The organism is Micromonospora sp. C41, from assembly GCF_018070485.1.
In the GTDB taxonomy this organism is placed as follows: domain Bacteria; phylum Actinomycetota; class Actinomycetes; order Mycobacteriales; family Micromonosporaceae; genus Micromonospora; species Micromonospora chalcea.
Window position 1 is genome coordinate 1 of sequence record NZ_JAGPXP010000009.1, and the last position, 15,114, is coordinate 15,114.

Annotated in this window: 13 protein-coding genes; 10 read left to right on the plus strand and 3 right to left on the minus strand. The window is 72.9% G+C overall.

Annotated elements, in window-relative coordinates:
* Positions 1-527 (plus strand): hypothetical protein (locus tag KBX43_RS12230; RefSeq protein WP_210884438.1); only part of this gene is annotated, 527 nt, incomplete at its 5' end.
* A gap of 66 nt (positions 528-593) precedes the next feature.
* On the opposite strand, the gene gabT is transcribed toward KBX43_RS12230, so the two are convergent.
* Both gabT and KBX43_RS12240 read right to left on the minus strand, forming a co-directional pair.
* A complete protein-coding gene (gabT, locus tag KBX43_RS12235) occupies positions 594-1,865 on the minus strand; it encodes a 4-aminobutyrate--2-oxoglutarate transaminase (protein WP_210884439.1) in 1,272 nt (423 codons plus the stop codon).
* A gap of 5 nt (positions 1,866-1,870) precedes the next feature.
* Positions 1,871-3,307, minus strand: a complete 1,437-nt coding sequence (locus KBX43_RS12240; RefSeq protein ID WP_030501380.1) for a gamma-aminobutyraldehyde dehydrogenase — start codon at positions 3,305-3,307, stop codon at positions 1,871-1,873.
* 142 nt (positions 3,308-3,449) lie between these two features.
* Here KBX43_RS12240 and KBX43_RS12245 point away from each other — a divergent pair, with 142 nt between their 5' ends.
* Positions 3,450-4,889: an aldehyde dehydrogenase family protein gene (locus KBX43_RS12245; protein ID WP_210884440.1), complete on the plus strand. Its 1,440-nt coding sequence runs from the start codon at positions 3,450-3,452 to the stop codon at positions 4,887-4,889.
* Positions 4,890-4,908: 19 nt separating this feature from the next.
* Here the strand turns inward: KBX43_RS12245 and KBX43_RS12250 are convergent, their stop codons facing one another.
* Positions 4,909-6,144 carry an SUKH-3 domain-containing protein gene (locus tag KBX43_RS12250; protein WP_210884441.1) on the minus strand — a complete coding sequence of 412 codons (1,236 nt, stop codon included), beginning with the start codon at positions 6,142-6,144 and terminating at the stop codon, positions 4,909-4,911.
* Positions 6,145-6,222: 78 nt separating this feature from the next.
* Between KBX43_RS12250 and KBX43_RS12255 the strand changes: the two genes are divergently transcribed.
* The 8 genes from KBX43_RS12255 (at position 6,223) to KBX43_RS12290 (ending at position 15,092) form a co-directional block, all read left to right on the plus strand.
* Positions 6,223-6,636 (plus strand): YbaB/EbfC family nucleoid-associated protein, encoded by a 414-nt coding sequence (locus tag KBX43_RS12255; RefSeq protein WP_043326418.1) that lies wholly within the window; start codon positions 6,223-6,225, stop codon positions 6,634-6,636.
* Positions 6,637-6,639: 3 nt separating this feature from the next.
* Positions 6,640-6,996: a hypothetical protein gene (locus KBX43_RS12260; RefSeq protein ID WP_064447725.1), complete on the plus strand. Its 357-nt coding sequence runs from the start codon at positions 6,640-6,642 to the stop codon at positions 6,994-6,996.
* Between the two features lie 72 nt (positions 6,997-7,068).
* Positions 7,069-11,232, plus strand: coding sequence for a toxin glutamine deamidase domain-containing protein (locus KBX43_RS12265; protein WP_307851510.1), 4,164 nt, complete (start codon positions 7,069-7,071; stop codon positions 11,230-11,232).
* A gap of 91 nt (positions 11,233-11,323) precedes the next feature.
* The gene (locus KBX43_RS12270; protein ID WP_247677353.1) at positions 11,324-11,680 is read left to right on the plus strand and encodes a hypothetical protein; all 357 of its coding nucleotides are present in this window, start codon (positions 11,324-11,326) and stop codon (positions 11,678-11,680) included.
* A 16-nt stretch (positions 11,681-11,696) separates the two neighbouring features.
* A complete protein-coding gene (gene nfi / locus KBX43_RS12275; protein ID WP_210884447.1) occupies positions 11,697-12,416 on the plus strand; it encodes a deoxyribonuclease V in 720 nt (239 codons plus the stop codon).
* Positions 12,417-12,521: 105 nt separating this feature from the next.
* The gene (locus KBX43_RS12280; protein WP_210884449.1) at positions 12,522-13,493 is read left to right on the plus strand and encodes a hypothetical protein; all 972 of its coding nucleotides are present in this window, start codon (positions 12,522-12,524) and stop codon (positions 13,491-13,493) included.
* Between the two features lie 199 nt (positions 13,494-13,692).
* On the plus strand, positions 13,693-13,899 hold the full coding sequence (locus KBX43_RS12285; protein ID WP_030501390.1) for a Trm112 family protein: 207 nt from the start codon (positions 13,693-13,695) through the stop codon (positions 13,897-13,899).
* Entirely contained in the window at positions 13,896-15,092 is a 1,197-nt protein-coding gene (locus tag KBX43_RS12290; protein WP_043326408.1) for an SIS domain-containing protein, read from the plus strand. The genes KBX43_RS12285 and KBX43_RS12290 overlap by 4 nt, the downstream gene beginning before the upstream one ends.
* Positions 15,093-15,114: the final 22 nt, after the last annotated feature.

The window sequence follows — 15,114 nt, forward strand, 5'->3', positions numbered from 1 at the left end:
CCTTCTCGGCCGAGAGCGGCCCGCCGGCCGCGACGAGCGACAGGTTCCCGGTGGGCACACGCCTGCGGGTGACGAACCTCGACAACCGCAAGGTGGCCACGGTGACGGTCACCGGGCCGTCCGGTAGCTGCGTGCTGCTCAACGCCGCCGCCATGGACCTGGTACGCGAGCCGGGCAAGAACGTCATCCGCCGCAACATGGTGGAACGCCTCGACGGCGCCGCCGCCCCGGCCCCGGGCGCGCAACCGGGCGAGACCCGGCCCGGCGCCGCGCAGCCGATCGGCGGCAGCGTCTGCTCCGGCGCGCTCACGTTCTTCGCCGAAGGCGGGGCACCGGCCGCCACCAGCGGCCAGTTCCCGCTCGGCACCCGGCTGCGGGTGACGAACCTCGACAACAACAAGGCGGTGACCGTGACTGTCACCGGGCCGTCCGGTAGTTGCGTGCTGCTCAACACCGCCGCCATGGACGCCATCCGGGAACCGGGCAAGAACCTGGTCCGGCGCAACACCGTCGAGCTGATTCGCTGAATTCCGGGGTGGGACACCATGGGCCGGTCCTGGGGATGATCGGCCCATGGTGTTCCACGTCCGGGGTCAGCCGAAGGCGGCCGCCAGGATGTCCAGCCCTCGGCCCAGCTCGTCGTCGGAGATGACCAGCGGCGGCAGGAACCGCAGCACGTTGCCGTAGGTGCCGCAGGTCAGCGTGAACAGCCCGGCCGCGTGGCAGGCCGCCGAGATCGCCGCCGTGGCGGCCGGGTCGGGGGTCGACGTGCCCGGTACGACGATCTCCACGGCGAGCATCGCGCCCCGGCCGCGTACCTCGGCCACGCGCGGGTCACCGGCGGCGATCGCGCGCAGCCGCTCACCCATCACCGCGCCGATCCGGCGCGCGGCGGCGGCCAGGTCCAGCTCCCGCATCGTCTCGATCGACGCGAGCGCGGCGGCGCAGGCGATCGGGTTGCCGCCGTACGTGCCGCCCAGACCGCCGACGTGCACCGCGTCCATCAGCTCCGCCCGGCCGGTCACCGCCGCCAGCGGCAGCCCGCCCGCGATGCCCTTGGCCAGCGTGATCAGGTCCGGCTCGACGCCCTCGTGCTCGCAGGCGAACCAGTCGCCGGTGCGGCAGAAACCGGTCTGGATCTCGTCGGCGACGAACACCACCCCGGCCGCCGTCGCCCACTCGCGCAGCGCCGGCAGGAAACCCTCAGCGGGTACGACGAAACCGCCCTCGCCCTGGATCGGCTCGATCAGCAGCGCCGCAACGTTCTCCGCGCCCACCTGCTTCTCGATCATCTCGATCGAGCGGGCCGCAGCGGTGGCGCCGTCCAGCCCGCCGTCGCGCAGCGGGTACGACATCGGCACCCGGTAGACCTCACCGGCGAACGGCCCGAACCGGTGCTTGTACGGCATGTTCTTCGCGGTCAGCGCCATGGTCAGGTTGGTCCGGCCGTGGTACGCGTGGTCGAACACCACCACCGCCGGCCGCCCGGTCGCGTGCCGGGCGATCTTCACCGCGTTCTCCACCGCCTCGGCGCCGGAGTTGAACAACGCCGAGCGCTTCCCGAAACCACCCGGGGTCAGCGCGTTGAGCTGCTCGCAGACCGCCACGTACGACTCGTACGGCGCGACCATGAAGCAGGTGTGGGTGAACCGCTCGACCTGCGCGCGTACCGCCTCGACCACACGCGGCGCGGAGTTGCCCACGTTGGTGACGGCGATGCCGGCGGCGAAGTCGATCCACTCCCGCCCGTCCACGTCGGTGATCGTGCCGCCGCCCGCCCGGTCCACGTACGCGGGAATGGTGCTGCCGACGCCCCGCGCCACCGCCTCGACCCGGCGCTTGTGCAGCTCCTCGCTGGTGGCCATCGCGATCAGCCCTCGATGTTGTGCATGACGTGCTTGACCCGGGTGTAGTCCTCCAGGCTGTAGACCGACAGGTCCTTGCCGTGGCCGGAGTGCTTGAAGCCGCCGTGCGGCATCTCCGAGACGAACGGGATGTGCGTGTTCACCCAGACGCAGCCGAAGTCCAGCCGCCGCGTCATCCGCATGGCCCGGCCGTGGTCGCGCGTCCACACCGAGGCGGACAGGCCGTAGTCCACGCCGTTGGCCCAGCGCACCGCCTCGTCCTCGTCGGAGAAACGCTGCACGGTGATGACCGGCCCGAACACCTCGTCCTGGATGATCTCGTCGGCCTGGCGTACGCCGGAGACCACGGTCGGGGCGTAGAAGAAGCCGCGCTCGCCGACCCGGGCGCCGCCGGTGGTGACGTTCGCGTGGTCCGGCAGGCGGTCCACGAAACCGCTCACCCGGGCGAGCTGGTTGGCGTTGTTCAGCGGGCCGTAGAGCACGTCGGCGTCGTCCGGCCCGCCGGTACGGGTGTTGCGGGCCTGCTCGGTCAGCGCGGCCACGAAGTCCTCGTGGATGCCCGGCCCGGTCAGCACCCGGGTGGCCGCCGTGCAGTCCTGACCGGCGTTGAAGTAGCCGCCCATCGCGATCGCCTCGGCCGCCGCCGCCACGTCGGCGTCGTCGAAGATCACCACCGGGGCCTTGCCGCCCAGCTCCAGGTGCGTCCGCTTCAGGTCCGGCGCCGCCGCGGCGGCGACCTCCATGCCCGCGCGGGTCGAGCCGGTGATCGACACGAGCTGCGGGGTCGGGTGGGAGACCAGCGTACGGCCGGTGTCGCGGTCGCCGCAGACCACGTTGAACACACCCGGGGGCAGGTGCTCGGCGGCGATCTCGGCCAGCAGCAGCGTCGACACCGGCGTGGTGTCCGACGGCTTCAGCACCACCGCGTTCCCGGCGGCGAGGGCCGGGGCGATCTTCCAGACCGCCATCATCAGCGGGTAGTTCCACGGCGTCACCTGGGCGCAGACGCCGATCGGCTCGCGCCGCACGTACGAGGTGTGCCCGGCCATGTACTCACCGGCCGAGCGGCCCTCCAGCAGGCGCGCGGCGCCGGCGAAGAAGCGCAGCTCGTCCACCGCCGGCGGCAGCTCCTCCTCGGTGGTGAGCTGCCGGGGCTTGCCGGTGTTGCGGACCTCGGCGTCGACCAGCTCGGCGGCCCGCGCCTCCACCGCGTCGGCGAACTTCAGCAGCGCCCGCTGCCGCTCGGCCGGAGTGGTGTCGCGCCAGGTCTCGAACGCGGCGGAGGCGGCCTTCATCGCCGCGTCCACGTCCGCCGCGCCGGAGACCGGGGCCTGGGCGAAGACCTCGCCGGTGCACGGGTCGATCAGGTCGGCGTAGCCGCCGTCCACCGGGTCGACGTACTCGCCGTTGACGAAGTTGCGCAGCTGCTGCTGGTCGCTCATCAGAAGTCTCCGTGAAGGTGGCCGGGGAGAGGGTCAGCGGAGGTTATCGCAATCTGACTGCCATCTTGGCTACTAAATCCGAGGCAGACAAGGGTTTGAGCAACTGTTTCCGCGTGGGCACCTGTGGTCTAGGCTGCCGGTCGTGGAGCCGAGAGCCTTCTACGTCGCCGGTCGCCCCGCCCACGGCGAGGACGAGCTGACAGTCACCCACCCGTACGACGGGCAGCCGGTGGGGCGTACCACGCTCGCCACGGCCGACCAGGTCGAAGCCGCAGTCGCGGGGGCCGCCCGGGTAGCGGCGGAGGCCGCGGCCCTGCCCGCGCACGCCCGCGCGGCGGCCCTGGACCACGTCTCCCGCCGGCTCGCCGGGCGGGCCGACGAGGTCGCCGCGCTGATCACCGCCGAGAACGGCAAGCCGGTCAAATGGGCGAAGGCCGAGGTGGGGCGCGCGGTCTCCACGTTCCGCTGGGCCGCCGAGGAGGCCCGGCGCTTCTCCGGCGACCTGCAACGGCTCGACACCGACCCCGCCGCCATCGGCCGGATCGCCCTGGTCCGGCGGGTTCCGCGCGGGCCGGTGCTCGGCATCACGCCGTTCAACTTCCCGCTCAACCTGGTCGCCCACAAGGTCGCCCCGGCGCTCGCCGTCGGTACGCCGATCGTGGTCAAGCCGGCCCCGGCCACCCCGCTCACCGCGCTGCTGCTCGGCGAGATCCTGGCCGAGACGGACCTGCCCGAGGGCATGTTCTCGGTGCTGCCGCTACCGAACGAGCGCGCCGCCGAACTGGTCGCCGACCCGCGCCTGCCGGTCGTGTCGTTCACCGGCTCCGGGCCGGTCGGCGCGGCCATCCGCCGGGCCGCCCCGGACAAGCACGTCACGCTGGAACTCGGTGGCAACGCCGCAGCGGTCATCTGCGCGGACTGGTCGGCGGACGACGACCTGACGTTCGCCGCACAGCGCATCGCCACGTTCTCCAACTACCAGGCCGGGCAGTCCTGCATCGCGGTGCAGCGCGTCTACGTGCACGAACGGCTATACGACGGCTTCCTGCCCCGGCTCGTCGCGGCGGTACAGGCGCTGCGTACCGGCGACCCGCGCGCCGAGCTGACCGACGTCGGCCCGCTGGTGTCGGTCGAGGCGGCGCAGCGCGTCGAGACCTGGGTGGACGAGGCGGTCGCCGCCGGCGCCGTCGTCGAGGTCGGCGGGCGGCGCGACGGCGCGACCTATCCGCCCACAGTGCTCAGCGGCGTACCCGCCGACGCGAAGGTGTGCGCCGAGGAGGTGTTCGGACCGGTGCTGGTGGTCGCCCCGGTCGCGGACGACCGGGCCGCGTTCGCCGCCGTCAACGACTCCGCGTACGGCCTGCAGGCCGGCGTCTTCACCCACCGGCTCGACGTGGCGTTCGACGCCGCCCGCACGCTCGAAGTGGGCGGTGTGATCGTCGGGGACGTGCCGTCGTACCGGGCCGACCAGATGCCGTACGGCGGGATGAAGGGCTCCGGCGTCGGGCGGGAAGGGCTGCGCAGCGCCATGGACGACTACACCGAGCCGCGGGTCACGGTGCTGACCGGCGTGGCCCTCTGATCGCTCGCCCGCCCGCCGCTCACCACGTGCCGTCGTCGCGGACCCGGGCGGGGGCGCGGCCGAGCAGCAGGGTGGTGAGGGCGGCGTCGATGTCGGCGCCGAGGAACCACTCGCCGGCCTGGTCGAGGGCGAAGATCCGGCCGTGCTCGTCGACGGCGAGGAGGCTCTCCTGACGTTCGCTGCCGAGCGGGAAGAGGCGCGCGCCGATGACCGCGCCGAAGTCGGCGAGAGAGTCGGCGCTGTGTGCGGCCCGGAGTGGATTCGTGGTGAATCGGCTGATCCAGACCTGCTCCCCGGGGCCGCGTCGCCGGCTCAGGACGGCCGGGAACGCGGTGAGCGCCGCCTCGGCGGCAGGGAAGGGCTCATGCCGGTGATGCTGCCCCGCGATCTCTCTCGTCTCCGTCATCGCGCCCATCGCGAGCGCCTCGTTGAACATGCTGATCTGCCAGCCGCCGTCCATGAGCGCGTGGGCCACCTCGTCGGGAAACCTCCCGGGTTGAATGACCTCGCGTGGTTCCGGGCGCCATTCCTCGACGAAGGCGAGGTCAGGCCACGGCAGTACCCCGAAGCGCACCAGGAACTTGACGCACGAGTCGCAGGGGAGGTCGGCGAGTCCGCCAAGCGGATCACCCGGCTCGCGGCTGCGGTAGACCTCGATCCGGCTGGTGCCGAGCAGGTCGCGGGCGTCCTCGATGGTCAGTGGTGGCAGACCTTCGGCGGTCCGGCGGTGGTCGTGCTCGTACAGCGCGTCGGAGACCACGATCATCTCGGCGTGCCGCTCGCCGCCCCGCACCAGATGGCCCGGGGTTAGATCGTCCAGGTAGGACTGCACCAGCGGATGGTGCCGGACCTCGCCATCTCCTTTGGCACCCTGCGCGACGTGCCGGCGGCCGTCGAGCGTGAGGTGCGCCGCCGCGCCCGGCGTGGGCAGCCGGGTCAACTCGCGCAGCAGTTGGGCGGCCGGGTCGACGGCGCGCGGCGCACGGGGTTCATCGGGCCGCTGCTGCCGGTACATCGCCTCGACCGCCGGCGCCGGAATCCGCGGCCAGGTGGAGACCTCGCCGGTCTCCTTGTCGATGACTGTGGTCGGCAGGTCGCCGGGCAGCGCCCGGGCATCGGCGGACACAGTGGACAGCACCACGTAGCCCAGGTCGAACTCCTCGACCACCGGCGTGCAGGGAAAACCGAGGCGGTCGGAGTCCCGCCGGGCCCATACCGAGGCGATCTGCTCGGCCTGCTGTCGCTCGATCACCACTTGAAATTACCGGACCCCACGGATTTCGTGGCACCCGGTATGGTCGGGCCTACCCACGGTGACGGAAGGGGTGTGGCGGTGGCCGAGAGTGCGGACCGGGATGCGAACCGTGCACTACGCGCGCGATTCGACGAGGTGTACGGCCAGTACCAGCGGTTGCGGTCCGGTCTGGACGAACTTCAGGTCAAACTGGCCGAGCTGCGGGTCACCGAACGCTCCGACGACGGTCAGGTGACCGCTGTGGTCGGCGCGCGAGGCGAGCTGATCAGCGTCGAGGTGAGCCCTGCCGTCTTCCGGGACCGGGATGCCGGAGGGCTGAGCCGGAAGATCACCGAGACCGTGCTGCGCGCCTCCACGGCCGCTGTCACCGCCACCCGCGAGCTGGTCTCCGGCTATCTGCCCCCGGGTTCACCGTCGGTCGAGTTCCTGCGTACCAATGACTTCGGCGCGCTGCTCGGCCGGGCCGACGCCGTGCTGGCACGCGGCGAGTGACAGGTGGCCGGGGGAGAGATCTGGCTGGACCCGGACCGGGCCCGGCGCGGCGGCGCCGACCTGACCCTGTCCGGTAAGGCGATGAGCGCGGCCCGGCGGGAGACAGGCGACCCGATCGCGACTGCGAGCGCCCAACGACCCTGGGGCCGGGACGACATCGGCGTCGCCTTCGACAAGCACTACCAGGGCTACGCCGAGACGCTGCTGCGCGCGTGGGAACAACTCGGCCGGTCGCTGGAGGTGCTCGGGTCGGACGTCGTCCGCTCGGTCGCGGCCACCGTGGAGACGGACCTGAGCAACGCCCGTGACCTCGGAAAGATCCCCCAGCAGGGCCACAACCCGCGTCGGCCCTGGCGCTGACCACCGGAGGATCCGCGCGTGAGCATGCTGCCCAGCCCGATCCCGCACCCGCTCGACTTCTGCCCGTGGGACGTGCCCGGCTGGGTCTACGAAGCGCTCGACTGGGTCGTGGGCGTCGAGTGGCCGGAGGGCAACGAGCGCTCCGTCTGGGACCTGGCCGACCAGTGGTACGGCGTCGCGGGCGTCCTGACCGGTCCGCGCGACGACGCCACCGCCGCCGCCGGCGAGGTGAAGAGCGGATACGGCGGCGTCGGCCTGGTCGCCGGCGCGTTCGACAGGGCCTGGCACAAGCTCGCCGAAGGTGAGGATGCGCCGCTGCACGTCCTCGTGGCGGCCACCGACGAGTTGGGCCGGCTGGTCGACTCCTGCGGCTGCGACATCGAGGGCGCGAAGCTCGAAGCCTGGATCGAGCTGGGCATCCTGGTGGTGGAACTGCTGGCCCTGGCGGTGGCCGCCGTGCTCACCCTGGGCGCCGCCTCCCCGGCGGCCGCCGCCGCAATCACCGCGACGAGGGTCGTCGTCCAGCAGATCTTCAAGCGCCTGGTGGCCCAGCTCGCCCGCAAGGCGGTCAAGCAGGGGCTCAAGGAGGCGGGTGAGCGGGCCGCGAAGGAGGCGGCGAAGGCCGGTGCCCGTGGACTGGCCCGACGGGCGGCGCTCGGCGGCCTGGTGGAGGCCGGTCAGGAAGCGGGTACCAACCTCGCGACGCAGGCGTATCAGAACACCACCGGCCGACGTGACGGCCTGGACCTGACCGACGTGAGCACGTCGGCTCTCGGCGGCTTCGCCGGTGGGGCGGTCGCGCCGCTCGCGGGTCTGGGCCGTCATGCGAGCGGGCGGTTCGCCGAGATCGGCGAGCGGTTCGGCCGGGAGATGGCCGGGGAGACTCTGGCCGAGACCGCGGCCGGATTGGCCACCGGTCACGGCCCGTCGCTGGAGGATCTCGCGCGCGCCGCGGCGTCCGGCGCGACCGGCTCCGCCACCGGCCAGACCGACTCCGCGCTGCAACGCCGCCTCGACGGGCAGTTGAGCGGGCTGACCGTTCCGCCGGTCGGGCTGGACGTGCCACCCGTCGGCGACCCCGTCGGGCTCATCCCGGCCCAGCGGGTCGCCGAGCCGGTCGTCCAGGGCGGCGATGCGATCGCGGGCGCCGTTCCCGTGACATCGACGCACGTCTCGCCCCAGGTCGTCGGCCCGCACCCGCTCGCCGTGGACCTGCCCCGCTCCGCGCCGGAACCCCCAACGACGCCGCTCGGCGATGCCGTCCCGCACGACGTGGCACGTCCGACGGTCGCCGCGAGCCCCACGTTGTCCTCGGTGATCACGGACGCGCCCGTCGCCACGCCCTCGTCGACCGCGCCCGGCGTCCACAGCGGCGCGGGTCCGGTGGCGGCGCCGATCGACCACCCCACGCCGTCCCCGACCAACTCGATTCACACAGCAGCAGTGCCGACGACACTGCCAGCATCCCCTGCCGACCACCCGCAGGTCGCGACGCCACCCGCGGCGGACCGGGCCGTTCCCACCAGCAATGGAGGCCAGGCAGGACCGCCTCCGGCCTCACCGGTCAGCGCTCAGCCGGGACCGCACCCGGGAGCGCCGGCCGTGGGGCCCGACCCCCGGCCGGGGCCGAATCCCCGTTTCCCGCTGCTGGAGTCCTTGGCTCCGCATCGCCCTCCCACCGACTCCCCAACGCCCCACCCCGGCCCGTTCGATGTCCAGCCGCGGCCCCGCGAGACCGCCGAGCAGCGCGCCGCGCGGCTGAAAGCTGATCGGGAGGGCCTCGACCGGCGGCGCTACCAGGGCTATCTGCAGTCTCAGCGTGCCCTGCACGAGGAGAACCGGCAGCAGGCGCAGATCAAGGAACTGCGTGACCTCGCCGAACAGCACTACGAGGCGGCGCGTTGGCTCCTCACGCAGGCACACGAGCTGCGCCAAGCCGGGCAACACGACCTCGCTGACCGGCACGTGCGGGAAGGGCGGCGGCGAGAGCGCCTGCACTACCGAGCCGTCGACGAGGTGGAGGCGGTGCGTGCCGGCCAGCGTCTGCCGCGCGAGGTGATGGTCGAGGACGACCTCGACTTCTACCGGATCAACGACGACGTGGCGGACCTGGCCGTCGGCGCGGTCGAGACGGCCGACCATTCCGCGCTCACCGGCCACGGCCACCCCGAACCGATCGACAGGTCCCGGCCCTACGGCCGCCGGGGAGGGCTCCGGCCACCGCTCGCGCTGCATCAGACCGACCTGGAACGGCAGATGCCCCGCAACCCGGACGGCAGCGTCGCGCGTACCGCCGATCCCCGGCGTGGCGGATGGTTCCGCCTGGCGAACGACGGCGGACCGGCGGCGGACGCGACCCGGGGCATCAACTGCCTCGACTGCACCCTGTCGCTGTTCGAGACATGGGTCCACGGACGGCCGCGGGTCGCCGCTCCGCGTACGTTCGACGGCTACCTCGGCGGTGACGTGCTCCGCCCGGTGGGCGGCGAGGCGGACGGACCGCTGCGGGTCGAGCAGACCACTGGCGGCCGGTTCCAGAACCTGTGCCCGGTCGACCGGCCCGGCATCACCGGCCCGCAGCGCCAGTGGCTGGTGGATCGCGGCTACCGCGACCTCTACGCGCAGTTGGCGTCGGGCGGCCACGGCAGCTATGCCTTCCTCATCACCAGCTTCGAGGGTGGCGGATCGCACGCCTGGGTGGCGTTGAACCAGAACGGCACGATCCTCTTCCTCGACCCGCAGTCGGGCGCCGTCGCCGACCGGCCGCTCTACCACCACAGCGGTCGCCCGTTCGAGGGCAACGTGGTCGGCGTCGACGCGCTGGTGCTCGGCCCTGACGGACGGCCGATGCCGCTCACCGGCCGCCCGCCCGGCACGTTCAACGTCCTGCCCGAGCCCTTGCCCCGCCCGGCGCCGCCACGCCTGCCCGAGCCGCCGCCGGCCGACGACGGGAACGCGCCGGACTTCAATCACGTCCACCTGCTCGGCGAGTCCACCACTTTCCACACCCGGGCGGACGCACCCCCGCCGGGCAGCGCGCCGCCCGTCGAGCCGCAACCCGACCGGGTACGCGAGGAACACCGGCAGGCGCACGCCGACCGGATAGCCGGCGGGCTCTACGTACGCGACGTGCTCGCCGAGAGCGGAAGCCTCGACGCGGCCTTCGCCGCCGGGGTGACACCCGTGGAGCTGGCGCAGGCCGCCGACGCGCCGACGCTGCGGCGGCTCGCACCCGGGCTGGACGATGCCGCAGCGGCCGACCTCAGCCGGCTGTTCGCCGACCCGCGCGTGCAACGGATGCTCGACCAGAGCTGGGAAGCGCCGCCGCGACGGGAGGAGTTGCTGGCCGAGACGCTGGTACGGCAGCTCGCCGAGCGGCCCGACCTGGTCCGGATGCTCCTGGCGACACCGGAACTCGCGAACTCGCTGACCGCGCGACCGCTGACCCTGCATCACCTGGCCAGCCACCAGCAGGCCATCGACGTGTTGCAAGACGTGCTGGCGGATATCGAGAGAGACGGACCCGAATCGCAGATAGCGGCGGACGACCCGAAACCTCCTCCCACTCCACTCACCGCTGAGCAGCGCAGGCTGACGCGGGATCTGGCTTCCCGGCGCCAGCCGGCCGGACAGGACGGCTTCGACAGGAGCAGAAAGCGGGATCCGGTCTATGTCGCTGCGTACGTCAATGAACTGCGTGCCGAAGCGGCCGTAGCGCAGGCGGAACTGAACACGATCGCCACCACTCTGGCGGGCGAGAGGGGAAAGCCCGGCTGGCGTAACGAGCCCAAGGGTGATGAACGGGTGCGGGACAAACTGGTCGAGTACGGGAATGATGCCTCTCGGCTCAAGGACTTGGCTGCTGCGAAGGCCGAGTTCTTCACGCTCAATGACATCTATGACGCCCTGGGTGACCTCGTTGATGATCCCGAGGTGACGATTCTTGACGTCAAGGATCGTTTCGTTGCTCCGAACGGTAGTGGCTACCGCGACATCCTGCTCAATCTGCGCCTTTCGAACGGGCACGTAGGGGAGCTGCGCCTGCACCTCGAAGCCCTGGAAGATGTCGCCGAATGGGAGCATGCGCTGTATGAGGTTCGGCGCGACCTTGACGCCCTGGCGGAGTTGGACGGCCGTTCGCTGACGACGATGGAGACGGCGATCCGGGATGGTCTGCTGCTGCGCGCGCAGAGCACCTACTGGGACACGGTACAGAAGACATTGGGAGAGGCGTGAAGCAGTGAGGCACCCGACCGGGCTCGTGTTACCGAAGTTCTTCCTGTACTACGACTCGCCGGTGAAGTTGGTGAGGACGGAGGACGGTGGCATGGCGGGCTGGCGACTCTCACTCGACACCGGCCGCTGGCAGCCGGCGAACAATCTCGTGGACCGGCTGCTGTTCGGTAGGGACGACGAGATATTCGAGATCAGCCCCGAGGAGTTCGTCTGGTACGTCGAGCAGGAGCGGGGTCTGAGTCTGCGCGGCGACGGGCCGATCTTCGTTCTCTACGAGACCGTCCGGGCGATCCAGGACACCGTGCGGGAGGAACGCCGATATCCGACGCCGCATGAGCAGGCGCTGATCAGGGGAGTCAGGCGGCGGACCTTTGTGATGTTCGAGGAGCAGCTCCAGCAGGCCGGTGACCCCGCCGCCGACCCCACCATCGCCGCCTCCGCCTCCTGACGCGGCCGGGAACGTCATGTCCGTCGGCGAAAGTCCACCCGTGCCGTACGTGCCGCCCGCCGACGCGACGGAGGCGAGGCGCGTACAGGAGGAGCTGCGGTCGCGGGTGGACCTGGTGGGGCCCGGTCCCGCCGCGCCCGCGACGGTGGCCGGCCTAGACGTGGCGTACGCGCAGGACGGTGATTTACTCGCCGCCGCTGTCACGGTGCTGGACGCAGTCAGCCTCGCCGTGGTGGACGAGGCGGTGTTCGTGGGGCGGCCCGCCTTTCCGTACGTGCCGGGGCTGTTCGCCTTCCGGGAGATGCCGGCGCTGCTGGCCGCGTTGGGCCGGCTGACCGTCCGCCCGGAGCTGCTGGTGTGCGACGGGCACGGGCTGGCGCACCCGCGCCGGTTCGGGCTGGCCTGCCATCTGGGTCTGGTGACCGGGCTGCCCGCGATCGGCGTGGGGAAGACGCCGCTCGTCGGCTCGTGGACCGGGCCGGGCCCCGAGCGTGGTGACAGCGCCGACCTGTGTGACGAGGGCGACGTGGTCGGGCGGGTGCTGCGTACCCGGGAGGGCGTCCGGCCGGTCTTCGTCAGCGTCGGGCACCGGATGGGGTTGGACAACGCGGTCGAACGGGTACTGGCACTGACGCCCCGGTACCGGCTGCCGGAGACGACCCGGACGGCCGACCAACTGTGCCGCCGGGCGCTCGCCTCGGCCGTCGTCTCCGGCGGTGACCTGGACCGGCGGTGATCGCGTGGCGCGGCACACATGTGGCGTGGTCGATGCGAAGGTGCCCTCCGGGCCCGGTAGTAACCTGACCGGCGGATCCGGTCCGGACGCAACGGTGAGGTGGGGATGTCGGTGGGGAGGCACGCGGCGCGGTGGGCCATTGTCGGCGCGCTGCTGGGTGGCCTGATCGCCGTCCCGGCGTCGCCGGCGTCGGCCCGGGACGACCGGGTCGGGCTGCGCTCGGCGGGCAGCTTCACCGCCGGGGGTTCGCCGGGTGGCGTGACTGTCGAGGTGCGCAAGCGCACCGACGGCTGCGTGCAGCTGCGTACCGCGATCGGGCTCCGGTTGGAGGGCCTTCGGGCGGACCAGGTGCGGGTGCAGGTGGCCGCCGGGGACGGCTGGACGCCGGTGCCGGTCTCCGGTGGTGACGGCGCGGTCGCCACCGCCCAGGTCGCGCCGGTCGACCGGCCGCTGTGCAAGGGCAAGGGCGCCACCGTGCGCTACCGGGTGTCCTTCCTGGCCGGCGTCGTCGGCGGGCGGTTGGAACTGGCGGGCGAGGCGAGCGCCGCGAACGGTGACGTGCTCGGCCGGGCCGGTGGGTCGGCCCGGCTGGTGGGCGCGCCGCGTACGCCGAGCCCGAGTCCGTCCCGCAAGCCCTCGCCGACGCCCAGCGCGAGCGAGACCACACCGGCCGAGGCGACTGACACGTCGCCGGTCGCCGCTGCCGTCGCCCCGGCCACCGCCGCGGCCGACGACTCGTCGTTCGGAGGTTCCATGATCATGTGGTTCGGTATCGGGCTGGTGCTCGTCGGCGCCGCGCTCATCGTCCTGCTGCTGCGCCGCAGTCGCGCCGACCGCAGCGGCGGCGGGCCGGTCGCCGACCAGCCGCCGGTCCCGCTGCCACGCAGCACCACCACCTACCGCTCCGGCGCCACCGGGCCGGCCCCCACGGTGTACGGCGGCACGCCGGCGCCCCGTCCGGCGGGCAGCGTGTACGGCGCGCCTTCGTCCGGTCCGACCCCGCCCGTCTCCGGGGCGACGCCGCCCGCGCCCGCGGGCGGGGACGCGACGAGCCTCCTGCCCCGCTTGCCGGACTGAGGCCGAACCCGACCGGCTCCCGGGGTTACCGTGACGGTGGGTGGTCACGCCGTGACCCGGTGGCCGCCACCTGCCCGGCCGGAGGACCGGACACCGGGGCCGAACGGGGCCCGGTGCCGGGGCCGGTTGGCCGATAAGATCGCGTGCGCCGATCGGCACCGCCGACCGGTGAGACCGCATACGTGGAAGGAGCCGCGCCGTGGCCCTGGACCCGCAGTTGCTCGAGATCCTCGCCTGCCCGGACACGCATCACGCCCCGCTCGACTACGACGCGCAGGCGCAGACGCTCACCTGCACCGAGTGCGGTCGCATCTTCGAGGTCCGCGACGACGTACCGGTGCTCCTGCTGGACGAGGCGCGCGGTGGACCCGCGGCCGACGAGGCGCGGGGCGGGTCGTCGCGGTGATGGAGGGTACGGCCGGGGTCAGCGGGCACCGGCACGCCGATGAGGCCCTGCTCGACGACGCGGCGCTGCTGGCCGAGCGGGACCCGGGCGGCATGCTCCGGCACACCGCGTCCGCCGGCGCGCAGGTGCGTGAGTCGGCGGCGCTGGCCGCCGAGGCCAACCTGTCAGTGCTCGCCGACGACGGCCGGCCGCGCGCGGTGGTCATCGCCGGCATCGGCACCGCCGGGCGTACCGGTGACGTGCTGGCCACTGTCGCCGGGCCGCGCTGCCCGGTGCCGGTCATCCCGCACCGCAGCGCCGGCGTGCCGGGCTGGGTGGGCGCGGCGGACGTGGTCATCGCGGTGAGCGCGTCCGGGCGCAGCCCCGAGGCGCTGGGCGCGGCCGAGGCGGCGCACCGCCGTGGCGCCCGGCTGGTGGCGGTGGGCGCGCCCGACTCGCAACTCCAGTCGGTGGCGGAGCGGGCCCGGGCGCCGTTCATCCCGGTGCCCCGGCGCGCGCCGGCGCGCGCCAGCCTCTGGGCGCTCACCGTGCCGGTTCTGCTCGCCGCCCGTACCCTCGGGCTGGTGAAGGTCAACGAGGCCGACCTGGCGGAGACGGCGGCCCGGCTCGACGCCGACGCCGATCGATGCCGGCCGACCGCGGAGTCCTTCGTCAACCCGGCGAAGTCGCTGGCGCTGGGGCTGTCCGGCTCGATCCCGATCGTCTGGGGCTCGTCCCCGCTGGCGACCGTCGCGGCCCGGCGGTTCGGCGACACGTTGTCCGCCAACGCCCGCTACCCGGTGGTCGCCGGCGCGCTGGGCGAGGCGGGCCGGGGTCGTGTCGGCCTGCTCGACGGCGTGTTCGGCGGCCTGGCCGAGGGCGAGCGGGACATCTTCGCCGACCCGGGCGACGACGAGTCCGACGGCACCCGGCTGCGGCTGGTGCTGCTGCGCGACGGCGGGCTCAACGCCGACGACGACACCGACGAGCCGCTGGCGGTCGAGGAGCGCCGCGCGGACGCGGTGCAGACGCTCGCCGAGCGCCGTGGGGTGCGCTGCGACGTGGTGACCGCCGAGGGCGGCTCCGCGCTGGAGCGGCTCGCGTCGCTGGTGGCGGTCCCCGACTTCGCCTCGATCTACCTCGCCCTGGCACACGGGCTGGACCCGATGGCGGTACCGGCCATCACGGAGATGAAGGAGCTGGCGAACCAGTGAGCACACGGGGCATCGAGCGAGG